Annotated in this window: 23 protein-coding genes and 1 tRNA gene; 13 read left to right on the top strand and 11 right to left on the bottom strand. The window is 65.0% G+C overall.

What is annotated here, in order from left to right:
- Positions 1-199: 199 nt before the first annotated feature.
- The 3 genes from carB to QX048_RS22300 all read left to right on the top strand — a co-directional run bounded on the left by carB (position 200) and on the right by QX048_RS22300 (position 5,008).
- Positions 200-3,664 carry a carbamoyl-phosphate synthase large subunit gene (gene carB / locus QX048_RS22310; protein WP_315717518.1) on the top strand — a complete coding sequence of 1,155 codons (3,465 nt, stop codon included), beginning with the start codon at positions 200-202 and terminating at the stop codon, positions 3,662-3,664.
- 207 nt (positions 3,665-3,871) lie between these two features.
- Positions 3,872-4,348, top strand: coding sequence for a transcription elongation factor GreA (greA, locus tag QX048_RS22305; RefSeq protein WP_315717519.1), 477 nt, complete (start codon positions 3,872-3,874; stop codon positions 4,346-4,348).
- Positions 4,349-4,603: 255 nt separating this feature from the next.
- On the top strand, positions 4,604-5,008 hold the full coding sequence (locus tag QX048_RS22300) for a DoxX family protein (RefSeq protein ID WP_315717520.1): 405 nt from the start codon (positions 4,604-4,606) through the stop codon (positions 5,006-5,008).
- A 61-nt stretch (positions 5,009-5,069) separates the two neighbouring features.
- Here QX048_RS22300 and QX048_RS22295 read toward each other — a convergent pair whose 3' ends face one another.
- On the bottom strand, positions 5,070-5,549 hold the full coding sequence (locus tag QX048_RS22295; protein ID WP_015664493.1) for an Lrp/AsnC family transcriptional regulator: 480 nt from the start codon (positions 5,547-5,549) through the stop codon (positions 5,070-5,072).
- Between the two features lie 289 nt (positions 5,550-5,838).
- On the opposite strand from QX048_RS22295, the gene trxB reads away from it, so the two are divergent.
- The 4 genes from trxB (at position 5,839) to QX048_RS22275 (ending at position 9,446) form a co-directional block, all read left to right on the top strand.
- Positions 5,839-6,804 (top strand): thioredoxin-disulfide reductase, encoded by a 966-nt coding sequence (gene trxB, locus QX048_RS22290; RefSeq protein WP_315826720.1) that lies wholly within the window; start codon positions 5,839-5,841, stop codon positions 6,802-6,804.
- Between the two features lie 7 nt (positions 6,805-6,811).
- The gene (locus tag QX048_RS22285) at positions 6,812-7,735 is read left to right on the top strand and encodes a LysR family transcriptional regulator (RefSeq protein ID WP_315717522.1); all 924 of its coding nucleotides are present in this window, start codon (positions 6,812-6,814) and stop codon (positions 7,733-7,735) included.
- 447 nt (positions 7,736-8,182) lie between these two features.
- Positions 8,183-9,106 carry a 4-hydroxy-tetrahydrodipicolinate synthase gene (dapA, locus tag QX048_RS22280; RefSeq protein WP_315826719.1) on the top strand — a complete coding sequence of 308 codons (924 nt, stop codon included), beginning with the start codon at positions 8,183-8,185 and terminating at the stop codon, positions 9,104-9,106.
- A 169-nt stretch (positions 9,107-9,275) separates the two neighbouring features.
- The gene (locus tag QX048_RS22275; RefSeq protein ID WP_315717524.1) at positions 9,276-9,446 is read left to right on the top strand and encodes a hypothetical protein; all 171 of its coding nucleotides are present in this window, start codon (positions 9,276-9,278) and stop codon (positions 9,444-9,446) included.
- Between the two features lie 111 nt (positions 9,447-9,557).
- Here the strand turns inward: QX048_RS22275 and QX048_RS22270 are convergent, their stop codons facing one another.
- From QX048_RS22270 to QX048_RS22250, 5 genes are all read right to left on the bottom strand, one after another.
- Entirely contained in the window at positions 9,558-10,235 is a 678-nt protein-coding gene (locus QX048_RS22270; RefSeq protein WP_231327589.1) for a ParA family protein, read from the bottom strand.
- Between the two features lie 261 nt (positions 10,236-10,496).
- The gene (locus tag QX048_RS22265; RefSeq protein ID WP_315826718.1) at positions 10,497-10,850 is read right to left on the bottom strand and encodes a hypothetical protein; all 354 of its coding nucleotides are present in this window, start codon (positions 10,848-10,850) and stop codon (positions 10,497-10,499) included.
- A gap of 296 nt (positions 10,851-11,146) precedes the next feature.
- A tRNA-His gene (locus tag QX048_RS22260) sits at positions 11,147-11,223 on the bottom strand.
- A 262-nt stretch (positions 11,224-11,485) separates the two neighbouring features.
- Positions 11,486-11,920, bottom strand: a complete 435-nt coding sequence (locus tag QX048_RS22255; RefSeq protein ID WP_315717527.1) for a phasin — start codon at positions 11,918-11,920, stop codon at positions 11,486-11,488.
- A gap of 205 nt (positions 11,921-12,125) precedes the next feature.
- The gene (locus QX048_RS22250) at positions 12,126-12,506 is read right to left on the bottom strand and encodes a phasin family protein (protein WP_315755002.1); all 381 of its coding nucleotides are present in this window, start codon (positions 12,504-12,506) and stop codon (positions 12,126-12,128) included.
- A gap of 320 nt (positions 12,507-12,826) precedes the next feature.
- Here QX048_RS22250 and QX048_RS22245 point away from each other — a divergent pair, with 320 nt between their 5' ends.
- The gene (locus tag QX048_RS22245; RefSeq protein WP_315826717.1) at positions 12,827-16,168 is read left to right on the top strand and encodes a PAS domain S-box protein; all 3,342 of its coding nucleotides are present in this window, start codon (positions 12,827-12,829) and stop codon (positions 16,166-16,168) included.
- Here QX048_RS22245 and QX048_RS22240 read toward each other — a convergent pair.
- Positions 16,153-17,364: an NnrS family protein gene (locus QX048_RS22240; protein ID WP_315826716.1), complete on the bottom strand. Its 1,212-nt coding sequence runs from the start codon at positions 17,362-17,364 to the stop codon at positions 16,153-16,155. The genes QX048_RS22245 and QX048_RS22240 overlap by 16 nt on opposite strands.
- A gap of 170 nt (positions 17,365-17,534) precedes the next feature.
- Between QX048_RS22240 and QX048_RS22235 the strand changes: the two genes are divergently transcribed.
- Entirely contained in the window at positions 17,535-18,254 is a 720-nt protein-coding gene (locus QX048_RS22235; RefSeq protein WP_315754997.1) for a Crp/Fnr family transcriptional regulator, read from the top strand.
- Here the strand turns inward: QX048_RS22235 and QX048_RS22230 are convergent, their stop codons facing one another.
- On the bottom strand, positions 18,255-18,446 hold the full coding sequence (locus QX048_RS22230; RefSeq protein WP_316200683.1) for a DUF1858 domain-containing protein: 192 nt from the start codon (positions 18,444-18,446) through the stop codon (positions 18,255-18,257).
- 84 nt (positions 18,447-18,530) lie between these two features.
- Positions 18,531-19,883, bottom strand: a complete 1,353-nt coding sequence (gene hemN, locus QX048_RS22225; protein WP_315826715.1) for an oxygen-independent coproporphyrinogen III oxidase — start codon at positions 19,881-19,883, stop codon at positions 18,531-18,533.
- 211 nt (positions 19,884-20,094) lie between these two features.
- Between hemN and QX048_RS22220 the strand changes: the two genes are divergently transcribed.
- The 4 genes from QX048_RS22220 (at position 20,095) to QX048_RS22205 (ending at position 24,579) form a co-directional block, all read left to right on the top strand.
- Positions 20,095-20,304, top strand: a complete 210-nt coding sequence (locus QX048_RS22220; RefSeq protein WP_315826714.1) for a hypothetical protein — start codon at positions 20,095-20,097, stop codon at positions 20,302-20,304.
- A gap of 347 nt (positions 20,305-20,651) precedes the next feature.
- The gene (nirK, locus tag QX048_RS22215) at positions 20,652-21,746 is read left to right on the top strand and encodes a copper-containing nitrite reductase (RefSeq protein WP_315754991.1); all 1,095 of its coding nucleotides are present in this window, start codon (positions 20,652-20,654) and stop codon (positions 21,744-21,746) included.
- A 51-nt stretch (positions 21,747-21,797) separates the two neighbouring features.
- Entirely contained in the window at positions 21,798-22,679 is an 882-nt protein-coding gene (locus QX048_RS22210) for a formylglycine-generating enzyme family protein (protein WP_315754989.1), read from the top strand.
- Between the two features lie 178 nt (positions 22,680-22,857).
- Positions 22,858-24,579, top strand: coding sequence for a hypothetical protein (locus tag QX048_RS22205; RefSeq protein ID WP_315826713.1), 1,722 nt, complete (start codon positions 22,858-22,860; stop codon positions 24,577-24,579).
- 8 nt (positions 24,580-24,587) lie between these two features.
- Here the strand turns inward: QX048_RS22205 and QX048_RS22200 are convergent, their stop codons facing one another.
- Together QX048_RS22200 and QX048_RS22195 are read right to left on the bottom strand one after the other, a co-directional pair.
- Positions 24,588-25,238 carry a 3-oxoacid CoA-transferase subunit B gene (locus QX048_RS22200; RefSeq protein ID WP_315717539.1) on the bottom strand — a complete coding sequence of 217 codons (651 nt, stop codon included), beginning with the start codon at positions 25,236-25,238 and terminating at the stop codon, positions 24,588-24,590.
- Positions 25,238-25,966: a CoA transferase subunit A gene (locus QX048_RS22195; protein ID WP_315717540.1), complete on the bottom strand. Its 729-nt coding sequence runs from the start codon at positions 25,964-25,966 to the stop codon at positions 25,238-25,240. The genes QX048_RS22200 and QX048_RS22195 overlap by 1 nt, the downstream gene beginning before the upstream one ends.
- Positions 25,967-26,010: the final 44 nt, after the last annotated feature.

Raw genomic sequence — 26,010 nt, 5'->3', positions numbered from 1 at the left:
GCGACGGCGCCGCGCCCCTCAGACCCTCTTCGGCCAAATTGGCCGTTGATTTCGGCCCAAAACCCTTTTCGCTCAGAGGAAACTGGTCTAAAGACCGCTCGCGCGCGAGCAATGGTCGCGCCTTGGCCTTCGGGGACGCGCGGCACGCGCGCCCTTTTTTTGTGCCCAATTCCTGCCCGTTTCTTGCCCGTGAGCTTGAATGCCGAAACGAACCGACATCTCGACCATCCTGATCATTGGCGCCGGTCCGATCGTGATCGGCCAGGCCTGCGAATTCGACTATTCCGGTACGCAGGCGGTGAAGGCGCTGAAGGAGGAGGGCTATCGCGTCGTCCTCGTCAATTCCAATCCGGCCACGATCATGACCGATCCGGAATTGGCCGATGCGACCTATATCGAGCCAATCACGCCGGAGATCGTCGCCAAGATCATCGAGAAGGAACGCCACGTCATCCCCGGCGGCTTCGCACTGCTGCCGACCATGGGCGGGCAGACCGCGCTGAACTGCGCGCTGTCGCTGCGCCGGCAGGGGACACTGGAGAAGTTCGACGTCGAAATGATCGGCGCGACGGCTGACGCGATCGACAAGGCCGAGGACCGCCAGCTGTTCCGCAATGCGATGGAGAAGATCGGGCTGCAGACCCCGAAGTCGCGGCTCGCCAATGCGTCGGCGCTGAAGAAGCAGTATCGAGACAAATACTTGGCCGAGCGCGAGACGCTGTCGGGCGCCGCGCGCGACGAGCTCGACCGGCAATGGACGCTCGGCGAGAACGAGCGCCGCAAGCGCTATCAGGAGCATGCGCTGGGACAGGCGCTGATGGCGCTGTCCGAGATCGGCCTGCCCGCGATCATCCGTCCCTCCTTCACCATGGGCGGCACCGGTGGCGGCATCGCCTACAACAAGGAAGAGTATCTCGACATCATCGAGCGCGGTCTCGATGCCTCCCCCACCAACGAAGTGCTGATCGAGGAATCGGTGCTCGGATGGAAGGAGTACGAGATGGAGGTCGTCCGCGACAAACACGACAACTGCATCATCGTCTGCTCGATCGAGAACCTCGATCCGATGGGCGTGCACACCGGCGACTCGATCACGGTGGCGCCGGCGTTGACGCTGACCGACAAGGAATATCAGATCATGCGCGACGCCTCGCTGGCGGTGCTGCGCGAGATCGGCGTCGAGACCGGCGGCTCCAACGTGCAGTTCGGCGTCAACCCGGCCGACGGCCGCATGGTCGTGATCGAGATGAATCCGCGCGTGTCGCGCTCCTCGGCCTTGGCCTCCAAGGCGACCGGCTTCCCAATCGCCAAGGTCGCGGCCAAGCTCGCGGTCGGCTACACGCTGGACGAGATCGCCAACGACATCACCGGCGGCGCGACCCCGGCCTCGTTCGAGCCGACGATCGACTACGTCGTCACCAAGATCCCCCGCTTTGCCTTCGAGAAATTCCCGGGCGCCTCGACCACCTTGACGACCTCGATGAAGTCGGTCGGCGAAGTCATGGCGATCGGCCGCACCTTCCAGGAAAGCCTGCAAAAGGCGCTGCGCGGCCTGGAGACGGGCCTCACCGGCCTCGACGAGATCGACATCGAGGGGCTCGGCCGCGGCGATGACAAGAATGCGATCCGCGCCGCCCTGGGCACGCCGACCCCGAACCGCCTGCTCCAGGTGGCGCAGGCGATGCGCCTCGGCTGGTCGGACGAGGACATCTTCAACTCCTGCAAGATCGATCCGTGGTTCCTGGCGCAGATGCGCGGCATCGTCGAGATGGAGGACAAGGTTCGCCGTCATGGCCTGCCGCCGAATGCCAGCGGCATGCGCACGCTGAAGGCGATGGGCTTCTCCGACGCGCGGCTCGCGGTGCTCGCCAACACCACCGAAGCCGAGGTCGCCGCCAAGCGGCAGGCGCTCGGCGTCCGTCCGGCGTTCAAGCGAATCGACACCTGCGCGGCGGAGTTCGCTTCGCCGACCGCCTACATGTATTCGAGCTATGAGACGCCGTTTGCCGGCGCTCTCGGCGACGAGAGCGCGCCGTCGGACAAGAAGAAGGTAATCATTCTCGGCGGCGGTCCGAACCGGATCGGCCAGGGCATCGAGTTCGACTATTGCTGCTGCCATGCCTGTTTCGCGCTGGCCGATGCCGGCTACGAGACCATCATGGTCAACTGCAATCCGGAGACGGTCTCGACCGACTACGACACCGCCGACCGGCTGTATTTCGAGCCGCTGACGGCCGAGGACGTGCTCGAGATCATCGCCACCGAGCGCAAGAACGGCACCGTGCATGGCGTCATCGTGCAGTTCGGCGGCCAGACGCCGCTGAAACTCGCGCGCGCGCTCGAAGCCGCCGAGGTACCGATCCTCGGCACCTCGCCGGAAGCCATCGACCTGGCCGAGGACCGCGACCGCTTCAAGCGCATCCTCGACAAGCTGCACCTGAAGCAGCCGAAGAACGGCATCGCCTATTCGGTCGAGCAGGCGCGCCTGGTGGCGGCCGATCTCGGCCTGCCGCTGGTGGTGCGCCCATCCTATGTGCTCGGCGGCCGCGCGATGCAGATCATCCGCGAGGACAACCAGCTCAGCGACTACCTGCTCGGCACCCTGCCGGAGCTGGTGCCGGCCGACGTCAAGGCGCGCTATCCCAACGACAAGACCGGCCAGATCAACACGGTGCTGGGCAAGAACCCGCTGCTGTTCGACCGCTACCTGTCGGACGCCACCGAGATCGATGTGGACTGCCTTTCCGACGGCAAGGACACCTTCATCGTCGGCATCATGGAGCACATCGAGGAGGCTGGCATCCATTCCGGCGATTCCGCCTGCTCGCTGCCGCCGCATTCGCTCGACGAGGCGACCATCGCCGAGCTGGAGCGGCAGACCCGCGAGCTGGCGCTCGGGCTCGACGTCGTCGGCCTGATGAACGTGCAATATGCGATCAAGGACGGCACGATCTACGTGCTCGAGGTCAATCCGCGCGCCTCGCGCACGGTGCCCTTCGTCGCCAAGGTGGTCGGCACGCCGGTCGCCAAGATTGCGGCCCGGATCATGGCGGGCGAGAAGCTCGCCGATTTCGGGTTGACCAAGCGCGCGCTCAAGCATGTCGGGGTGAAGGAATCAGTCTTCCCGTTCGCCCGCTTCCCCGGCGTCGACACCGTGCTCGGCCCGGAGATGCGCTCCACCGGCGAGGTGATGGGCATCGACCGCTCGTTCGCCGTGGCGTTCGCCAAGAGCCAGCTCGGGGGCGGCACACGCGTGCCGCGCAAAGGAACGGTGTTCGTGTCGGTGCGTGAAAGCGACAAGGCGCGCATCACCGAGGTGGTGCGGATGCTGCACGAACTCGGCTTCAAGGTGGTAGCGACTTCCGGGACCCAGCGCTTCCTGACCGACCAGGGCGTGCCGACCGAGAAGATCAACAAGGTGCTGGAAGGCCGGCCGCACATCGTGGACGCCATCACCAACGGCGACATCCAGCTGGTCTTCAACACCACCGAAGGCCCGCAGGCGCTGGCCGACAGCCGCTCGCTGCGGCGCGCTGCCCTCTTGCATAAAGTGCCGTATTACACCACTCTTTCGGGTGCCGTGGCGGCCGCGCAAGGCATCCGTGCCTATCTCGGGGGAGACCTTGAGGTCCGCACCCTGCAGAGTTACTTTTCCGAAAACTAATCGCAGCGTGCGGGCGAACGCCCGCTAAGCGGTTGGCAACAATCGGCAATAGAAGCTTTCAGGAACTCGCCGCCCCGTTCGATGTTGTACCGGCCTTTGACGGGACGGTCTTGCCGGGCCTTGAGGCTTTGCTTTGAGCCGCAAAGGCCTATTCTGAAGATGCTGATCGTGCGCGCCCCCGCCCGCACGACTGAAGGACGAGAAGAGATGGTGGAAAAGGTTCCCATGACTTCGATGGGCTACGCCGCGTTGGAGAACGAGCTCAAGCAGCGCCAATCGGTGGACCGTCCGCGCATCATCGAACATATCGCGGAAGCGCGTTCGCATGGCGACCTGTCCGAGAACGCGGAATATCACGCCGCCAAGGAAGAGCAGTCTCACAACGAGGGCCGCATCGCCGAGCTCGAGGACAAGCTCGCGCGCGCCGACATCATTGATGTGACCAAGCTCTCCGGCGACACGATCAAGTTCGGCGCGACGGTGACCCTGATCGACGAGGACACCGAGAAGAAGACGGTCTGGCAGATCGTCGGCGAGGTCGAGGCGGACGCCAAGAAGGGCAAGATCTCGATCACCTCGCCGCTGGCGCGCGCGCTGATCGGCAAGAAGATGGGCACTACCGTCGAGGTCATGGCGCCCGGCGGCGCCAAGTCCTACGAGATCGCCAAGGTCGAGTGGCGCTGAGGACCCGAGGCACCGGAGCGGTGCCTGTGACCGTTCGGACGAAACCAGGGCTGCGCGAAGGCGCGGCCCTTCGTCGTTTGGCCGGCCGCACTGCGGCACAATGGCGTTCGGCAGCACACGGTCAATTCATCGGGCTCCAGGCCACACGCCGGTGACGGGCTTTCGGGAATGAGCTAGTGCAGAACCGACGAGCCGTGCCGGGAGGATGGGTCCGGTCCGTCGCATCATGATGGCTTTGATTGGGGGATGATCGACATGGAGCAGATGTTCTCGAAATGGCAACCGGCTGTACTCAGCCTGTTTCGCTTCGTCACGGGTCTGTTGTTGTTTCAATACGGCGTGGCGAAGATCTTCAAGTTTCCAGTGCTTCCGTATTTCGCAAACATTCCGCCGCTCATCTATACGGCCGGCCTGATCGAGCTCGTGCTGGGCGGATTGCTGATGGTGGGTCTGCTCACGCGGCCCGTCGCGTTCATTCTGTCGGGTCAGATGGCCTTCGCCTATTTCCTCGGTCACATGTTCAAGACAGGTGAGCCGGTGTGGCTGCCGCTCCTGAACAACGGCACCGCGGCAATCGCATTCTGCTTCTCATGCCTTTATCTGGCGACGGCCGGCGGGGGTCCGATCAGCCTCGACGCGATGCTGCGTAAGAAGGCGTAGGCTTTCACTCACAGTCATTCCGGGGCGCCTCGAACGAGGCGAACCCGGAATGGCGGTGGGCCTAGCTGCGTCCCTTGACCTCGAGCGGCACCGCCGCCTCGTATTTCGAGTTGTGCAGCACCAGGGACGTTCGCACGTTGCGCACGTGAGGTGCCGCCGTCAGGTGGGTCACGAACTCCTGAAACGTCGCCATGTCCGGTGCCACGCATTTCAGGATGAAGTCCACCTCGCCGGACAGCATCCAGCATTCCCGCACCAGCGGCTCGGACCGCACGAACTCTTCGAACGCCTTCAGATCGGCGTCCGCCTGGCTCGACAGGTGGACCGAGGCGAACACGGTCACGTCGAAGCCGAGCTTGCGCGGGTCGAGCAGGCCCCGGTAGCCGGTGATGTAGCCTTCCTCCTCCAGGGTCCGCACGCGGCGCAAGCAAGGCGGCGGCGAGATGCCGACCCGCTTGGCGAGCTCGACATTGGTGATCCTGCCGTCGGCCTGAATTTCGCTCAGGATTTTGAGATCGATCTCATCAAGATTCTTGGACACGGGGATTGTGGGCTCTGGCGGAACAGGAGGAGGCGCAGGGGGCGCCGGGCGACGATGGGCAACTCTCTTAGCGCAAGCCGGTCAATCCACGCAATTTTATTGCTTTAGATTTCCCCTGTTGACCGGCTCGTGAAGGGAAAATTCGCCGAGATGCGTTGCAATTCTTGCATAGCTTGCCAGATGGCTTAGACTTGGATTTGACATTTTCGATGGGGCTTCGGAGCGTTTCTTCAGCGCATTCCGCTCGCTGCGTCGGTAATCCTCCCTTTTCCAGCGAGTCTTCGGCCACATGCAAGCTCCGATCCATGCCAAAGTCGTCATCATCGGTTCCGGCCCTGCTGGCTATACGGCGGCGATCTACGCGGCACGAGCTATGCTGGAGCCGGTGCTGATTCAGGGCATCCAGCCAGGCGGCCAGCTCACCATCACCACCGACGTGGAGAACTATCCGGGATTTGCCGACGTCATCCAGGGTCCCTGGCTGATGGAGCAGATGGAAAAGCAGGCGACGCATGTCGGCGCCCAGATCAAGACGGACCTCGTGACCAAGCTGGAGCTGGGACAGCGTCCGTTCCGCCTGACCTGCGACTCCGGTGACGTCTACCTCGCCGAGACCGTCATTCTGGCGACCGGCGCCCAGGCGCGCTGGCTCGGGCTGCCGTCGGAGGAGACGTTCAAGGGCTTCGGGGTCTCGGCCTGTGCGACCTGTGACGGCTTCTTCTATCGCGGAAAGGAGGTCGTCGTCGTCGGCGGCGGCAACACCGCGGTCGAGGAAGCGTTGTTCCTGACCAATTTCGCATCGACCGTCACCGTCGTACACCGGCGCGACCATTTCCGCGCCGAGCGCATCCTGCAGGAGCGGCTGTTCAAGCATCCCAAGATCAAGGTCGTCTGGGACAGCGCCCTCGATGAGATCTGCGGCGCCGGCTCGCCATCCAAGGTCACGCATGTCCGGCTCAAGAACGTCAAGACCGGCGCGCTCACCGAGCTGCCCGCCGATGGCGTGTTCGTTGCAATCGGCCACGCGCCGGCAACCGAGCTGGTCGCGGGGCAGCTGAAACTGAAGCCTTCCGGTTACGTCGAGGTGGTGCCGGGCTCGACCGCGACCTCCGTTCCCGGCGTGTTTGCAGCCGGCGACGTCGCCGATGAAACCTATCGGCAGGCGATCACCGCAGCCGGCATGGGCTGCATGGCCGCCCTCGAGGCCGAACGCTTCCTCGCCCACGCCGCGAGCGAACGCGCCGCGGCGGAATGAACTGACGATGCCACGATCACGGGATGGATTTACGGATATGGATTGGGACAAGCTGAAGGTGTTTCACGCAGCGGCGGAAGCAGGCAGCTTCACGCATGCCGGGGAGCAGCTCGGGCTGTCACAATCGGCGGTGTCGCGCCAGGTCAGCGCGCTCGAGCAGGAGCTCGCAGTCTCGCTGTTCCACCGCCACGCCCGCGGGCTGATCCTGACGGAGCAAGGCGACCTCCTGTTCCGAACCGCGCATGACGTCTTCATGCAGCTGCAGGCGGCGCGCGCCAAGCTGACCGATAGCCGCGAGCGCCCGAGCGGCGACCTGAAGATCACGACCACGCCGGGCGTCGGCATCAACTGGTTGATCCCGCGACTCGGAGAATTCACCGCGCTCTATCCGGAGATCCGGATCTCGCTGATCGTCACCGACGAGGAGCTTGATCTGTCGATGCGCGAGGCGGACGTGGCGATCCGCACCCGCAAGCCGACCCAGCCCGATCTGATCCAGCGCAAGCTGTTCGCGATCAGCTTCCACGCCTATTGTTCACCGGAATATGTCAAGCGCTTCGGCACGCCGCGCACGCTCGACGAGCTCGATGATCATCGCATCATCATGCTGGCCGACGGCCAAGTCGCGCCGCATCTCCAGAACCGCAGCTGGCTGGTCGATGCCGGCCGCAACGGCTCCGGTCCGCGCGAGGCCTATTTCAGGGTCAACAACATTCTCGGCCTGGTCCGCGCCTGCCAGCAAGGACTCGGCATCGCCGCGCTGCCGGACTACCTCGTCGAGGAAAACAGCCGTCTCGTGCAATTGTTCGGAGAGTCGGATTCGATCCAGCTCGACACCTACTTCGTCTATCCCGAGGAATTGAAAACGGTCGCTCGCGTTCAAGTGTTCCGTGACTTCGTCGTGAGCAAAGCGCAGCGCTGGCCGGCGTAAGATTGTGCATGTCTGACATGCGGCTTGCATGGTTGCTGCGACGCCATGCGAGAGCCCATACTGAGGATGTGCTGAGCGTTGGCGTTGCGCATTGTCCCCCTCCTCCAGTGGCGCGAGCGTTCAGAAATCCCTCTTGGAAGGTGATTGTGTCGGCCGCTTTGGCCAATACCTCCAGCCGGGCTCATTTGGGCCCGGCTATTTTTTTGCCGAATGTTTCCGTGTCGTGCCCGATGCGGCGTTGACAGCATCGCCCGCACCGCGCATCTAGATCGCATGTCCACGTCTTCGTACGCCAAGTTGTCGTCGAAAAAAGCTCCCCTCCCGGGGACATGTGGACGCGCGCGCTAGAATCTCTCGAATTCACCGCCGCATCACCAGCCCCGCCGCGAGGACGGGGCTTTTTTGCGTGTCCCGTCTCCGGCTCCTGCCAACCCAAGGAGATGGACCATGACCGACGTTACGACCCGACTGCAGGGCCTCTGGCTGCCCCTGATCACGCCGTTCCGCGATGGCGCGCTCGACGAACCATCCTTACGCAGTCTGGTTCGGCACTACGCTGCCAAGCGGATCGATGGACTGGTGCTCGGTGCCACGTCAGGAGAAGGACTGGCGCTGTCATGGGACGAGCGCGCCCGTCTGATCAGCGTGGTCCGGGACGAGCTCGACACCACCGGCCGGTCGCTGCCGATCTGTCTTGGTGTCGGCGGCGTGGCGACGGCCGAGGTGATCGAAGCGCTCGACCGAACCGCGTCATGGCCGATCGACTTCTATCTGATCTCGAGTCCGCCTTACGTGCGTCCGTCGCAGCGCGGCCTGCTGGCGCATTTCACCGCGTTGGCTGACCGCACCGCCCATCCGATCGTGCTCTACAACATTCCCTATCGGTCGGCGGTCGGCCTCGACAACGAGACGTTGCTGCAGCTCGCCGAGCATCCCGCCATCGCTGGGCTCAAGGATTGCTGCGCCAACCGCACGCAGACGCGCGACCTGATCACGCGCCGGCGCGCTGGCTTTCATATCCTGACGGGCGAAGACGCCCAGAGCTTCGATGCGCTGCAGGCCGGTGCCGACGGCGCCATCCTGCTCTCGGCACATCTGGAGACCGAGACGTTTGTCGCAATCCTGCAGCACGTGAAGGCCGGCCGTCACGACGCGGCAGCAGCGTGCTGGGCGCAGGTCGAGCATCTGACGCGGCTGCTGTTCACCGAGCCGAGCCCCGCACCGGCCAAGTACTGGCTGGCGCGCACCGGCGTCATTGCGAGCCCCGAAGTGCGGCTGCCGATGGTGGAGGTTGGCGACGACCTCGCCGCACGGCTGGATCAGCAGATCGAGCGGCGCCAGCCGACGACCACGCAGAACCGCGTTGCCTGAGCACGCCCCAACCTATTCGCCGGCTCTGCCTTGCCTTCCCGATCGGAACAGCCAGGCAGAGCCGCGCCGCCGCTGCGGAGCCGGAGCAGAATCTCCGTGGTTAATCCGAGCTAACAAACGCGATCAAAAGCGGCGCAGTCCGCAACCTCGTGTTTAAAGATGTTCCGCTATGGATGTTGAAAACATCAAAGAGCGCGAGGGCGTCGTGGCTTTGCAGGATCATCCATACCCTGAGCACCAGGGGTTCAGCGTCGAAGACATTCTCTGGGCGGTCGGGATCTGGTCCGTCATCCTGACCCTGACGCCGGCAATCGCCTTCTATTTCCTGATGGTTGCCTGACCTCGCCGCGCCCTCGCGCGCGGCGCGAGGTCGGCACTCACGCCAGATCGTGTGACCCGACGCAAAAAACGCGCGGAAGACCGCGCGTCGATGCCTCATCTGATGCCGCGATCAGGCCGCCTGCTTGTGCATGGCGCCGTTGGCCGACACAGTCCCGCGAATCGCCCGCACCGAACGCTCGATCGCAGCCCAGAGGCGTGCGATCTCGGCCGCAGCCCGGCCCTCCGCATAATATTCCCGCACGCCTTCACCCTGGCCCAGCGCCATCAGCAGATCGGCGCGGTTGGTGATCTGGCCGCCCCACACCGGGGCCTTGAACTTCGCCAGCGCCTCGCGGGCGATGGTGACGATCGGGCTCTCAGCATCGTCGCGGCGCGCCGGCGCGCCATTGAGAACGACCGCGTAGGGCTTGCGCGCGGCGCGGCAGGTCTGGATCGTCTCCTGTACCGCGTTGACGTCGAACACGCCGGGGCGGGCCGGGATGATCACCATGGTGGCGTTCTTGATCGCATCCTCGACGACGGCCGAGATGGTCGGCGGCGTATCGATCAGCACCCATTCGACGCCGTCGCGGCGGGCGGCGGACACGATCGCGCTCACCGAGTTCACGGCCGTCTTGATCGGCGGCTCGTTGGTGCCGCGCAGCTTGTGCCAAAGCGTCAGCGACCCCTGCGGGTCGGCATCGATGAGCAGACAAGACTTGCTCGACTTGATCTGCGCAGCGAGATGGGCGGCCAGGGTGCTCTTGCCTGAACCGCCCTTACGCGATGCGAAAACAATAACGTTCATACCTTGGCCTCCAGATTGACCCCGGCAGCGAAAATGAATCAGCGGACTGATTCGCGGAAGATAAATTTAGCGATCGATAAGACGTAACTCCTGATTGCCGAAACGCATTGGTTTTTGAGTTACACCAAAGCAGGCAAAACAGCAGATCAGGCCGCGATGTTCGACAACATCCGGTCATGCCCCATCGCATTTACATGTTGAGGCTGCGCGTCGAGGACCGCCATCATTCCCGGTGCCGCCAAATGCGGCCATCGGCATCGCTCAGGTCGCGTCCGGTCGCGTCGACTTCTTCGATTTGCCGGCGCGCGCAGTGACCGGCTTCCTGGTGACAGAACGAATGCTCATCGGCCGCTCCGCGCGGCCCGATGACGCTGTCTGGCGCTCTGGCGGCCCGAATTGGGCGCGGCATGGCGGCGACAGCTCGGCCTTGCGGCGGACCATGCAGGCGGTGACACGATCGACATCGGGAATGTCGGAACTACAAAGCCGGAACGCATCGCCTGTGCACGCCTGCTCCTGCTCGGCGGTATAGGCCCGTGCGGTTACGGGGACTAACAGCGCGGCTATAGCGATCAGTACGGCAGAGATGCATGGATCGAGATCAATCCCTCTCATCGCCCCCTCCCCCTCGTTGCCGCCAACTGTGATTGAAGGAGACCGGATTCGCAAGCAACGGCGCCACGCCGTGCTACCGATCCGGCGCAGCAAAACCGCAAGCGAGCGCACGACCCGGCGATATATCCGTCGAAATACGGAGACCGGGCTCGGGCTTCCGCGACCAAAGCTCTGCGCCCACGCCCCGGCCCTGCGCGAGAGGTCGCGACGGGGCTACAAATCACGGCGCAGTATCAATGGGGCGCGGAGCACGGATGGAGGTGAGCTTGCGAACGGCACAGCGATGGGCGTGGCCATGGTACAGTTGGGTGGGCTCGAACCACCGACCTCCTGTTCCACAGACAGGCGCTCTAACCAACTGAGCTACAACTGCATCCGCATGGGACGGCCCACGAGGGGGCGTCCGAACGGGCCGGAAACTAGGTGCAACGGGCGAATTTGGCAAGGCCGAGAACGGATAAAGTCCCCTGCCGTGACGGCGTTTTTTGACGCCGCTTCGGCCCGAACGAGCCCCCGTGCAAACGGCGAGCCCCAGAAAGCAAACCCGGCCGCGAACGCGCCCGGGTCATGGTCTCCCGCCGTCCATGCCGGCACACGGCCCGTACCGCGCACCCGGCGAGACTTGAGGCTGGCCCTCAGGCCGCCGTCTTGAACAGCTTGGTGGCGCTTTCCTTGATCGGCTCAACCGTCTCGGCCGCAACCTTCTGGCCGAGCTCGCCGAGCTCCTTGGCCTGGGCCGTCAAGGTCTCGAACTGCTTGCGCGCGAAGCCCGTCCACAGCTCCATCGCCTCCGACGGCGACTTCACGCCGAACAGCTCCTGGGCGAAGTCGAGCGAAGCCGTGGTATTGGCCTTCGTGAATTCCATGACCTTGGACGAGTAGGCGCCGGCGCCCTTGCTGGCGTTGGCGAAGAAGGCCTCGATGGCCGAATTGTGGGTTTCCGCTGCGTCCTTGAACTTGGCGTAGTTCTCGCGGGCCTGGGACACGCCTTTTTCGGCGAACGCGCGCACCTGTTCGGGAACCTCGAACGGGATGATGGACGCGGAGAAAGGATCGGTGGCATTGGTCATGGCATGCATCCTTCGAAACATTGAGACTGGACCGTCCCGGCAATCGGGACGTCACTTCGGATCACGCAGAGGAACCGCCCCTGGGAGGTAACAACCTCGCGTAGAGCTATATCGTGGCGCTTTTGTGCAACGCAACGGAAATTCCACTATCAGGAACTGTTTGCCGCACCCGCTTCCAGATTTTTCGGGAGCGGAGAACGTTCCGTCAGGCCTTAGGCTTTGTGGCGTCGATCGCAACCTTGCCGATGGCCTGCCCCATTTCGCTTGCCTGCTCGGCGAGCGACCGCATCTGGCCCTGAACAAATTCGCCGTGCAGCCGCAGCACCTCGGGCAGGTCCTTGGCGTGCACCAGCGATTGGGCGTAGTCGAGCGACGACTGGACGTTCTTTTCAGCGTAGGACAAGACCTTGGCGCCGATGTCCTTGGCCCCGGCCCGCACCGTCGTGCTGCGGTGTTCGAGCGAGCCGGCCGTCGCCTCCGCTCCAGCCAGGAACTTCTCGAACGTCTGACGTGCCTGGTTGAAGCCTGCCTCCGCCATCGCCCGCATGTCTTTCGGAATCTCGAATCGTCGCCCGTCGTCGGTCATGGTTCCCTCCTTCTGACGTCACGATCGGCTGGCGCCCTTAGCGCCCCGTCCTCGCGGTGACCGTCCCGTTGCCCGCGCAGCTCTCGACCTGCCCAGGTATCATCGTGGTCCCCAACAGGGGGTTCGCCGCGATTCCGCGCGCTGCGGCTCACGAGGAACACATTAAGGTTATCCAAGCTTTAGCAGGACAGGAGCGCGGCCCCGCCGTGGACCTCGGCCCTCAAAACGCGCGATAGTAACGAATTCTTAACGCGACCAGTTCCGACCGCCGATCAACGTCGGCCGATCAACATCACAAGAGCCGTTTGCCGTCGTCGCCCATGACCTACGCCGATCTCGAATTGCAGGCCCTCAGCGACCCCCGGCTGGCCGTCCACGCCGCCGGCAGTCTGCCGGCCTGGCTATGGTCGGCGGATGGCAGCCGTGTGCTGTGGGCCAATGCGGCCGGGGCGCGCGCCCTCGGCGCGGCGAGCGCAGCGGCGCTGATTGCTAAGACGCTCGGCCCTGCCGACGCGCATCGTCGCCAGGTCGCTCAATTGGGACGGCGGCTGCCCGAGACCGGCGCCTTGCGGCTCGAACGCCTCCGTGGCTTCGGCGCGCCGCTCGGCACGCTCGCGACCTGCGGCTGCGCCCGGATCGATCTGCCGGATGGCACGCGCGCGGTGCTGATCACCGGCACCGACGGGGGTGGACGTAGCTTCCCCCTGGCGGATCGCCTGAAGCGGCTCGTGGAGACGAGTGAGCATGCGCTGATCGCATTCACCCAGGACGGTCAGTTCGCCGGCATCAGTTCAGCCGGACGGCGCCTGTTTGGCATGCGCGACCTGAGCGAGCCGGATTTCGTCGGGATACGCAGGGCGGCGCTGGCCGATGGCATGGCCGAGGTGACGTTCGGCACGGAGCGCGCAGCGCTCTACCGCATCGGCAGCGGCAACCAGGTCGGGCTGGTGGCCGTCCCGATGCCGGCCCCTGCCGAGGAGATCGAGGCGCCGGGCACGGCGCCAATACCTGAGCCAACCGCGGATGCCGCCCCGGCATCACCAGCCCCCGTGGATGTTCCCGCTGGGCCCGCGGTCGTGACTTCGCCTCCTCTTCCGATGGACGCAATGACTGAACGCCAAACCGAAGACGAATCCCGCGCGCTGTCGAACGAAGCGTCGGCCGAGTTCCTGCTGATCGACGATCCGGCCGAGGCCGACCTGTTCAAGGCGTCGGCGCCGCAAACGGAAGATCACGCGCATCCTGCCGATTCCGGCGCGGCGGACCCTTCAGTCGGCCGCCGCCATCCGCTCCGATTTTCCTGGCAGACGGATGCCGAGGGACGGTTCTCGATCGGCTCCGATGAATTCACCCGCCTGATCGGGCGGCACAGCGCCGCCAAGCTCGGCCATCCCTGGCATGAGCTCGCTGCATCGCTAGGCCTCGATCCCGAAGGGCGAATCAGTGCCGCGATCGAAACGAAAGAGACCTGGAGCGGGATCGTCGTCAGCTGGCCCGCGGAGGGCGAGCGGCTTGCGGTCGAATTGTCGGGACTGCCTGTCCTGACGGAGGACAGAACCCATGCCGGCTATCGCGGCTTCGGCGTCTGTCGCGACCTCGACGCCCTGGACCGGCTGGCCGCACTGCGTCGCCCCGCATCGACCGATGCAGCCGCGACTGATGCTCCGGACGCCGACGAAACCGAACCTGCCCAATCCGACCATGTGCAGGCCGCAGATGTGCCGCCGCAGCAGGACAACGTCACTGCGTCATCGCGTGAGGCTTCCATTGCGCCGGACGTACACCACATCGACGGCATCGGGCTCGAAACGACCGGGAACGTGGTCCCGTTCCGCGCTCCGGGCGAGTCCAAGCATCCGGTGCTCACGCCGGTGGAGAACAGTGCGTTCCATGAACTCGCGCGTCAGCTGTCGGCTCGGCTCGAAGGCGAGATCCGCAACTCAGCCGCGGGCGTCGCGAGTGCGGCGCTCGAGCCGGGATCGCGCGTGAGCGATCCGTCGGTCCCGCCGCAGCAGCAGGCTCCGTCGGCGACGGAAACGGCGACCGATCATGGCGCGGAGCTGCAGACCGAATGGCTCAGCCCCGAGGAGCCGCCGGCCCAGGGCGACAGTCAGCGCGACCGCATCCTGCTCGACCTGCTGCCGACGGGCATGCTGATCTACCGGCTCGATCGTCTGCTCTATGGCAATCCGGCCTTCTTCAGGCAGATGGGCTACGCCGATCTTGCGGCCCTGGAGCAGGCAGGCGGGCTCGATGCGCTCTATGTCGAGCCAGGCGTGTCGTCCGCGTCGAACAAGTCGGAGGCCGGCACCCCCGTCACGATCTCGGCCGCCGACGGCTCCTCCAGCGAGGAGGTGAAGGCGGAAGCTCGCCTGTTCACGATCACCTGGGACGGCGATACCGCCCATGCCCTGATCTTCGCTCCGGTGCCCGGAACCGCAGCCGCGGTTCCGACGGCGGCCGACGCCGCACCGATGTCGGCGCCGGCCTCGGCTGCACCGGCCCCCCTGGTCGTGGCCCCGCCTCCGGCCGCCGGCCACGCCGAAGCCGAAGATCTTGCGGCGATCCTCGACGTCACAGCCGAGGGCATCCTGATGTTCGACGCCGGCGGCAACATCCACGCCTGCAACCGCAGCGCCGAGGCGCTGTTCGGCTACGATGGCGCGGCGCTGGTGCGCCGTAACCTGATCGAGCTGTTCGCGCCGGAAAGCGCCCGCCTCGTGCTCGATGACCTCGACAGCGTGCAGCAGGCCGGCGCGTCGAGCGGGCTCGATCAGGGCCGCGAGGTGCTCGGGAAGGTCGCTCAGGGCGGCGTCATTCCGTTGTCGATGGCAATTGGCCGGACCCGGCCCAACGGTCCGAATTTCTTTGCCGTGTTCCGCGACCTGTCGCAACTCCATCGCGGCGATAGCGAGTTGCTGCAGGCTCGTCGCGTGGCCGATCGGGCCGCCAACGCCAAGGCCGACATGCTGGCCCGGATCAGCCACGAGGTGCGCGCGCCGCTGAACGCGATCATCGGCTTTGCCGAGGTCATGATCGGCGAACGTTTCGGCACGATCGGCAACACGCGCTACGCCGAATACATGAAGGACATCCGCGCCTCGGGCGAGCGCGTCGTCTCCCTGATCGACGATCTCTTGGAGCTGTCGCGCATCGAGACCGGCAAGCTCGAGCTCACCTTCACCAGCCAGAACCTCAACGAGCTGGTGGAGAGCTGTGTCGCAGTGATGCAGCCGCAGGCTAACCGCGCCCGCATCATCATCCGCACCTCGCTGTCGCAACTGCTGCCGCCGGTCATCGCCGACACAAGGGCGCTGCGCCAGATCGCGATGAACCTGATCTCGGCCTCGATCTCGCTGGCAAATCCCGGCGGCCAGGTCATCGTCTCGACCGCGCTGACCGATTTCGGCGAGGTCGCGCTGCGCGTGCGCGACACCGGTCATGGCCTGAACGATCAGGAGGTGGCCGCCGCGCTCGAACCGTTCCGTGCGCCCTCGGCTTCCGAGCAAGGCCCCGATGGCGCCGGTCTCAGCCTGTCGCTCACCAAGGCGCTGGTCGAAGCCAACCGGGCGCAGTTTCATATCAAGGCGGCGCCGAAATCCGGCACGTTGATCGAGGTGGTGTTTCCCCGCGCCGTGGCGCGCAATCAGAGCACCGGCTGAGCCGATCCCGCCCGCCGCACGGCCAGTGACCGACGCTTGAGACCGAGCAGAAGCGGACCGAACGCCAGGACGAAGCCGGCGAATGCGACGATCCAGGCCAACGCCGCGACGTGCAGCAGCACCTCGCCGTGCGCCGGCGCCACTGCGGCGCAGACCCGCGTCACCGCTGCGACGATGATCGCCAGATAGATCGCCTGGGTCGCGGGCGCGGCCGTCAGCGCCTGGCCGGTGTGGCCGAGCGTGGCCCGCGTCATCACGGCAAGCGTCGTGATGCCGGCGGCTCCGACCATCCAGGCATGCAGCCCGGCGCTTGGCAGAATCCATCCGAGGCTGGCGGCCGCCGTGAGCAGGAAGCCGAGCGGGACGAACATGTAACCGACATGCAGGATGACCAGCAGCCGTTCGCGCAAGGTGCGATCGCCGGCCCAGCGCGCGAGCCTCACCACATGCAACATGCCGGCCGCAGCCAGCGCGAGCGCGGTCGGCGCGCTCTCAGGAACCAGGATCCAGCCGAGCAGGCTCAGCGCGCTGAACAGCACGACCGCGATGTCGAAGCGGCCAAACGGCGCCGGCAGCCGGCCGGGATTGTGCTTGACCAGCCAGTTGCGCGTGAAGCTCGGCGTGATGCGGCCGCCGATGAGCGCGAGCAGCAGCACGATCACGGCAACGCCGACGCGGATCGCGTAATCGGCCGAGCCACGCAGATGGGCCTCGACGTGGAAGGCGATGTTGCCGACGCACAGCACCGTGACGATCGCGACCACCGGCAGATTGCGCCAATTGCGCCCGGCGACGATCTCGCGCGCCGCGGCCAGGACGACGAGCACGAGGAAGCTCGCATCGATCAGCAGCGCGGCCCACCAGGGACCCAGCGCAGACACCGTGACGGCCAGTCGTCCGGCTGTCCATACGAGCACCAGGGTGAGCAGCGGCAGGCCCCGGATCGGCAGCCGTCCGGTCCAGTTCGGGATCGCCGTGAACAGGAAGCCGGTGACGATGGCCGGCAGGTAGCCGTAGAGCATCTCGTGCACGTGCCAGTCTCGGGGGGCAAAGCCCGAGCTCAGCTTCAGCTCACCGTAAAAGGCCGGGAGCCAGATCAGGATCGCCAGCGCAGCCTGGAGCGCGCCGAGCAGGAAGAACGGCCTGAACCCGTTGGCGAGGACGGTCCAGCCCTGATAGTTGCGTGGAATGGCCATGTGCAAGCTCGCTCGATGAAGGACGGGAACCGCACCGATCGCGGCGCTGTGCTTAACATGTAGTTGCGCGTCGCCCACTATGGCTTGCGCCAGCACAAACTTCCGACGGATCGCAAAAACGTGCTATTGAGCGCCGCAAAATTGAGCCGAATCCGGCCCCGGAGAACACCATGGCTTCCATCGACCGTTCGCTGGTCGCGCATCTGCCGCTGTTTGCAGGGCTGTCCGCTGAGGATCTCACGGACGTGCTGCGGGAAGCCCGCTCCCTTCGCGTGCCCCGCAACGGCGCGGTGTTCGAGCAGGGCGCCGATGCGACCTCGTTCTTCCTGCTGCTCCACGGTCATGTCCGCGCCAGCAAGACGACACCGACCGGCGACCAGATCGTGGTGCGCTATGTCGTGCCAGGGGACACGTTCGGCGTCGCCCCCGCCATCGGACTCCAACATTATCCGGCGACAGCGACCGCCGTCGATGACAGCATCGTGCTGGCCTGGCCGTCCGCCTCATGGCCGCGGCTGGTCGCGAAGTTCCCATCGCTGGCGGCGAACACGCTGCAGACGGTCGGCCAGCGGCTGCAGGAAACCCACGCGCGCGTGATCGAAATGTCGACGCAGCAGGTGGAGCAGCGCATCGCGCATGCGCTGCTTCGGCTCGCCAACCAGGCCGGCCGCAAGCTCGATCATGGCGTGCAGATCGATTTCCCGATCAGCCGGCAGGACATTGCGCAGATGACCGGGACGACGCTGCACACGGTGAGCCGCATCCTCTCCGGCTGGGAGCAGCTCGGCCTGGTCGAAAGCGGCCGTCAGAAGATCGTCCTGCGCGAGCCGCACAAGATCGTGCTGCTGGCGCAGCAGGGCGCCGGCGACGCGGCCGCATCCCGCACCTGATCACGTGCAGGCACACAGGGCCGCGAGGAAGGCGTCGGGATCGACGCCATGCTCGCGGCAGGCATCCGCGACGTTGTGAAAACAGGCGATCGGGCAACCGACGCAACGCATCTGGAAAGCAAGAAAGACGCCGATCGTCTCCGGCCTTCGCCGCATGACATCGTCGACCAGTTCATCGAAGGAGATTGGCATGCGCGCCTCCATTCCAGCGCGAACGGTAGCGGGCATGCCCTTTGCGGTCTTTGTCGCGGCACAAGCACCGCGGCACCTCGACAGTCAGACCGCCCGGCTGTGCAGCTGCTTCGACGCGTCGAGATGCGCATCGAACGCCGCAGCGACGCTGCGCACCAGGAACCGGGAATGCTCGGTCACCGCGAGCGCACCGCCGTTGAGCTCGACCACACCGTCGGAGATCAGCGATTGCAGCCGCGGCGCCGATCTCAGCATGTCGTCGGTGTCCGTGCCATGGCGAGTGCAGATGACGTCGAGATCCACGCCGTAGTCGCACATGATGCGCTCGATGATGTCCGCCCGCAGGCGGTCGTCATCGGTCAGTCCATAGCCTTTCACGGTCGCGAGGCTGCCGGACGCGATCTTCTGCTCATAGGCCCGGACCTGCGGCGCATTCTGGACATAGCCCTGCGGCAGCTGTCCGATCGCCGAGGCGCCGAAGCCGAGCAGCAGATCATTGGCATCGGTCGTGTAGCCCTGGAAATTACGATGCAGCCGGCCTTCGCGGAACGCGATGGTCATCGGGTCCGTGGGCAAGGCGAAATGATCGAGCCCGATCTGGACGTAGCCTGCGTCCTTCAGCGCGTCAGCGATCGCGCAGGCCTGATCGTAGCGTTCCAGACTGTCCGGCAACGCCGAGTCCTGAATCTTGCGCTGGTGCGTCTTGAACGATGGCACATGAGCGTAGCCGAACACGGAGAGCCGGTCGGGGCGCAGGTCGATGGCGCGCCGGACGGTGTCGAGACACGACTCGACGTTCTGATGCGGCAGTCCGTAGATCAGGTCGAAGTTGATGCCGGCAACGCCGGCCTGACGCAACCCGTTCGTGGCCGCCGCAGTCTGCTCGAAGCTCTGCACCCGGTTGATCGCCTGCTGCACCCGCGGATCGAAACTCTGCACGCCCAGGCTGGCGCGATTGACCCCGCTCACCCCCAGCGCCGCGATCATCTCCGCCGTCAGCGTGCGCGGATCAATCTCGATGGCGATCTCCGCCGATGGCAACACGAAAAAGGAATGGCGCAGCGATCCGACGAGATCGACGAAGGATTCCGGCGCCATGATGGTCGGCGTGCCGCCGCCGAAATGAATGTGCCCGACCTGCAGCCGCCGGCCGATCTGGCGCGCCACCATGTCGACCTCGCAACGTAGTGCCGATTCGTAGACCGCAATCGGCTCGTCGCGTTTGGCGACCATGGTGTTGCAGCCGCAATACCAGCACATCGAGCGACAGAAGGGCACGTGCAGGTACAACGATGCCGTCGCGCTTGCTGGTATCGCGCGCAGCCATTCTGCGTAGGTGGACGGGCCGACCGCGGTGGAGAAATGAGGCGCCGTGGGATAGCTGGTGTAGCGCGGGAGGCGCTCCTGTCCGTAGCATGCTGCAAGATCTGGTCTCATGTCCTGCCTGTCACCTGAGCGTGTCGACCTGGGGTTCGGAGGTTCTTGACACAAGGCAAGAGGGACGACCTTGAGCTTTCTCAAGGCGCGGCCGGCAGATACCCTGTTGGAGCAGTAGAACGCCGGTGATCACCGCGGACTTTGCGCTTCCTCAAAGTGGCCGGCTCATTTCCCGTCATCATTGATTTATCGACGATTCGAGGAAACCGCAATGGAAGCTCTGCAACTGCTGATCCGTTCATTTGCTCTCCTCGCCGGCATCCGCGGCCATATCCCCCAGTCCGACGGCTTCGAATCGTTCCGCGACGAGTCGGGGCCCACAGGCCTGCTCGGCAACATCGCCATGTTCATGACCACGGTGTTCTGCATCGCCGCGGCAGTGGCCTTCATCGTGTTGCTGGCGGTGCGCTGGCTGAGCTGACGAGTTCGGGAGCCCATCGTCGATCGGTCCAGAGCTGTGCTCTGAAGCGCGCATCATAGCGCCCGCGATTCTCGTGCCGTATGGGCAAACGGACAGATCCCATCTTATCGCGTCGTCGCGCGGGACAGTCCGGCCCGCTTTGCTCCGCACCCTGTCCGGCCTCCCAAGAAACTGCGCGCCGATGCAACTCATTCGCGCGCTGCGCGGGCGCAGCCGCGCCAAATTCGCTCAAAATCCGCCGCCTGATTCCGCAATTGCGAAGTTGCTTGTTGCAGCACAAACAAGCCGAGTTCCAACGGGAGCATGGTGATTGCGGCACTACAACAGATCCAATGAAGGAGCGATCCATGTTGACCCGCCGCACCGCCATGTTCAGTGCAGCCATCGCCGCGATGATGCTTGCGGCTCCCGCGATGGCCGAGGACCTCAAGCTGCCGCGCCAGAAGGTCGATCTGGTGGCTCCGCCGTTCGTGCATGCGCACGAGCAGGCGACGAAGCAGGGGCCCAAGATCATGGAGTTCAAGCTCGTGGTCCAGGAAAAGAAGATGGTGATCGACGAGAAGGGCACCACCTTCCAGGCCATGACGTTCAACGGCTCGATGCCAGGCCCGCTGATGGTGGTCCATGAGGGCGACTATGTCGAGGTGACCCTGGTCAATCCCGCGACCAACAGCATGCCGCATAACATCGACTTCCACTCCGCGACCGGAGCGCTGGGCGGCGGCGCGCTGACCCTGGTCAATCCGGGCGAACAGGTCGTGCTACGCTGGAAGGCGACGCGGACCGGCGTGTTCGTCTATCACTGCGCCCCCGGCGGACCGATGATCCCCTGGCATGTCGTCTCCGGCATGAACGGCGCCGTGATGGTGCTGCCGCGCGACGGTCTCAATGACGGCCGCGGACACGCGCTGCGCTACGATCGCGTCTACTACATCGGCGAGCAGGACCTCTACGTCCCGCGCGACGAGAAGGGAAACTTCAAGTCCTACGACTCGCCCGGCGAAGCCTATAGCGACACCGAGGAGGTCATGCGCAAGCTCACGCCGACCCATGTGGTGTTCAACGGCAAGGCCGGCGCGCTCACCGGAAAGAATGCGCTCACGGCCAATGTCGGCGAGAACGTTCTGATCGTGCACTCGCAGGCGAACCGCGACAGTCGTCCGCATCTGATCGGCGGCCACGGCGACTATGTCTGGGAGACCGGCAAATTTTCCAACGCGCCGGAGACCGGGCTCGAGACCTGGTTCATCCGGGGCGGCTCGGCAGGCGCCGCGCTCTACAAATTCCTGCAGCCCGGCATCTACGCCTACGTCACCCACAACCTGATCGAGGCGGCCAATCTCGGCGCGACGGCCCATTTCAAGGTCGAAGGCAAGTGGAATGACGACCTGATGACGCAGGTCAAGGCCCCGGCGGACATTCCGACCGGCACGACGAACTGATCGGCCCTGGGGGCCGGCGTATCCGGCCCCCACTCTCCTGAGTGTGCTGCCATGCTGCTCGCTTTCAAGCTCAAGCTCACCATCGCCTGCGTCGTCGGATTGGCTGGCCCGACCGCAATGGCACCGATCCTTGCCGATCTGCCAAACCGCGTTGCGGACTTCGACGGCCCCGCCCTCACCGAGATCGCACCTGGTACGATCAGCTACCGCGACTCCGGTGACCATCTCCGCAGCGGGCGGCAGGCCGAAGCGCCCATCACGACGGTCCGCTTTGATCATCCGCTGACGATCATGACGAACCAGGTCAGTGCCGCGGACTACCACGCCTGCGTCGAAGCGCATGCGTGCCGCGCGCTCGATCGCAACGTTCCCATCGCCAGCGATCGCCCGGCCGTGCAGGTGAGTTGGCATGACGCGGTGGCCTACGCCGAATGGCTCTCACACCGGACCGGCCACAGCTATCGTCTGCCGACCGATACCGAGTGGGCCTATGCAGCGGGCAGCCGCTTCAAGGACGATGGCGTCTCGATCGACGACGCCGATCCCTCCCGACGCTGGATTGCCCGCTACGAGCGGGAAGCCGCGCTGCAAGAGGACTCCGAGACGCGCGGCTTCGGCAGCTTCGGCATCAACGAGCACGGCATTGCCGACCTCGCGGGTAATGTCTGGGAGTGGACCTCGACCTGCTTCACACGCAAGATGCAGGATAGTGCAGGTCGCGTCACCAAGACCGTCAGCAATTGCGGCGTGCGGCTGGCCGAAGGCGCGCATCGAGCCTACGTGACCGACTTCATCCGCGACGCGCGCGCCGGCGGCTGCGCCTCCGGCACGCCACCTGCCAATCTCGGCTTCCGGCTGGTCCGCGAACAGCCCTCATGGAGCCGCAGCATGACGCAGCGTCTCAGCCGGCTCCTCGGCGCCATTCGCGCCTGACGCGGCGTGCTCAGCGTTAAGCACGCTCGACAGCAACCCACGCCGGTGCCGGATCGGCGGTGCCCTGACACTGGCACAAATGACAGTCACGCAAAATCAACTTTCGATTGCGAGATGCAAGCTACAAACGTTAGACAATTTTCGTTGAGAGACGCGATAAGCGGACCAGGAGGCGAGTGTGAATTCTCGACATCCGCCGGTCTTCTTCACGTCCGACCTGCATGGTTACGGAATTGGCAACACCAGCTGGTTCGACGACGATTCGCCCCGCGCACTGGCTGGACGCTGCCTCATCGACGCGCTCGAATATCTGCGGACGTCGCCTAAATTCGCCGCCAGGGACTGGCACGTGGTGAATGCGGGCGCGGCGCGTCTCGTGCACCAATGTCTCACGGACGGCGCGCTGGCGCGCAAGGATATTCTCGATCGCGTGGCTCCCGCCATCGAACAGGCTTGCGCACGGATCGTCGCGAGCCGCCAATATCGCATTCCGTTCTATGGCGACGACTTCTGGGACTGGGCCAGTGTGGTCGACGGTTTGTGCGAGGTGCAGCAGGTTTCGGTGACCGCGGCCCAGGTCGCAAGACGCGAGCTCGACCAGTTTCGCAGGACCGTCCACATCCGCATGCCGAGCGGTCTCTCGGTCGGCGACCCCGAGCACGAATGGTTCGGACCGGCGATCGCAACACGCGCCTATCGTCTGCTGGATTCCCGCGCATCGGGAATAGATCCCGACCTGCGCAACGAGTTGCAGGCGCAATCGCTCGAACGCATCGAGCGCGGCAGGTATCGCGGACGGCAGGTGACGCCGTGGCAATTGAGCTGGCACTACGGTCAGGTCGTCGGCGAATTCCAGCGCGCCGCAAGCGAGCAGGCGGCCGAGCTGGCTGATTTTGCCTGGCTCGCCGTTCCGCTCGAACTTGGCAAGCGCGCCCAGGTTCTCGCGCGCATCCTGCAAGGAGCCTACGCCGTCAAGGACCGCAGAACCGTCCTGCAGGCATTGGAGGAGCTCTACCGTTGCGAGACACCCGGCCGCCCGCTCGGCCAGGGCGTGATCGGCGCCGGCATCGAGGCCTCTCTGGACGTGCTGGAAGCGCTGTGGCAGCAGCTCGATGGTCGGGAGAAGGCCAGCATCAACGCGATGCTCGACGCGCTGCGATTTCTCCATGCCAAAGCCAACACGATCGGTTTCCTGGTCGAAACGCCGGAGGATATCGAAGCCCTGGTCCAGGCCATGGGCCCGGGCACACTGATTGAACAGCGCAACGCGGCGCGCGCCATCATCAGGCATTCCTGCTTCCATGCGGTCGTGTGCCTCGGGCGATCGATGGCCGAGGTGGCGAGCGCGGCCGCAGTGGCGATCGAAGAGCATGGGGCGCAGTGGCTGATCATGCCGGGACGGGCCGAAGCACTGGGCCCGAATCTCCCGCACGCGGCCCGCGGCCCGCGATTCTTCGGCGCCGGCCCCGGTGATCTCGTCATCGCCACCTCGGTCGCGCCATTCCGGATTCAGATCAAGCTGCGCGACGCGCTCAGCATTGCCGAGCCGCCCTTGGTCGATGACAGCGGAATGATCATTCCGGCCGATCCCGAGCTTTGCCGCCTCGCGCACGAGGCCGCGGATGGCATGCTGGATGACATCGGCGTGTTCTTCGAAGGAATGACGGTGACGTGCGATGGCGACGGCACGAATGCCGAGATCTCGGCAGCGTTTCCAGGCGCGCTTGCGACGGATAACATGGCCTATGCGATGGGGCTGATCTGCCTCAGCCGCAGTGTGCCGTGTCTCATCATTCAGGGGCTGGCGGAGACCGCGCAGTCCACTGCTGCGAGCCCGCCGCGGCGAGCGGCATGCCGGCTCGCCGTCAAGGTCGCGGAGATGCTGTGCCGGCGCTGGTAGCCGCGCCCTCAGGCATTCTTCAGCGCGACCCGGAACTCGGCTTCGGTCTTGGCCTTGACCTCGTCGAGCGTCACGCCGTCGGCGAGCTCGATCAGGGCCATGCCGTCATTGCCGTGCTTGTCGATCGTGAACACCGCCAGATCGGTCACCACCATGTCCACCACGCGCTCGCCGGTCAGCGGCAAGGTGCACTGCTTGAGCAGCTTCGGGCCGTCCTTGGCGCTGTGCTCCATGACCACGACCACGCGCTTGACGCCGGCGACGAGATCCATCGCGCCGCCCATGCCCTTCACCATCTTGCCGGGGATCATCCAGTTGGCGAGATCGCCGTTCTGGGCGACCTGCATGGCGCCGAGGATCGACAGGTCGATGTGGCCGCCGCGGACCATGGCGAAGGATTCGGCTGACGAGAAATAGCTGGTGATCGGCAGCTCGGTAACGGTCTGCTTGCCGGCATTGATGAGGTCGGGATCCTCCTCGCCCTCATAGGGGAACGGACCCATGCCGAGCATGCCGTTCTCGCTCTGCAGCGCGACGTCGACGCCCGGCGGAATGAAGTTGGAGACCAGCGTCGGAATGCCGATGCCGAGATTGACGTAGTAGCCGTCCCGCAGCTCCTTGGCGGCGCGCGCCGCCATCTGCTCTCGCGTCCAGGCCATCAGACTTCCTCCCCGGCTGCGGCGGCGGCTTCACGTTTGCGCACGGTGCGCTGCTCGATGCGCTTGAGCGCAGTTCCGACCTGGATGATGCGCTTCACGAAGATGCCCGGCGTATGAATGTGGTCGGGATCGATCTGGCCGGCCGGCAGCAGATGCTCAACCTCCGCGACCGTCACCTTGGCCGCAGTGGCCATCATCGGATTGAAGTTGCGCGCGGTCTTGCGGTAGACGAGGTTGCCGGCGGTGTCGCCCTTCCAGGCGTGCACGATCGCCAGATCGGCAAACAGACCGCGCTCCATCAGATATTTCTCGCCGTCGAACTCCCGCACCTCCTTGCCCTCCGCGACCAGCGTGCCGACGCCGGTCTTGGTGAAGAAGGCCGGGATGCCGGCGCCGCCGGCGCGGATGCGCTCGGCCAGGGTGCCCTGCGGGCAGAATTCGAGCTCCAGCTCGCCGGCCAGATATTGCTGGGCAAACAGCTTGTTCTCGCCGACATAGGACGAGATCATCTTCTTGATCTGCCGCGTCTCCAGCAGCCGGCTCAGGCCGATGCCGTCCACCCCGGCATTGTTGGAGATGACGGTGAGGTCCTTCACCCCGGACTCGCGAATGGCGTCGGACAGGGTTTCTGCGATGCCACAAAGACCAAACCCACCCGACATGATGGTCATGCCGTCCTTGAGGAGGCCGGCAAGGGCGGATTTGGCGTCCGGATAGACCTTGTTCATACGGGAATGACCTGATGGAGAGCGGCGACCGCGCGGATATCGAC

This window comes from Bradyrhizobium sp. SZCCHNS30572 (assembly GCF_032484415.1).
GTDB lineage: Bacteria > Pseudomonadota > Alphaproteobacteria > Rhizobiales > Xanthobacteraceae > Bradyrhizobium.
Note: the sequence above shows the minus strand (reverse complement) of the source record. Positions and strands in the feature narration are given on the sequence as shown.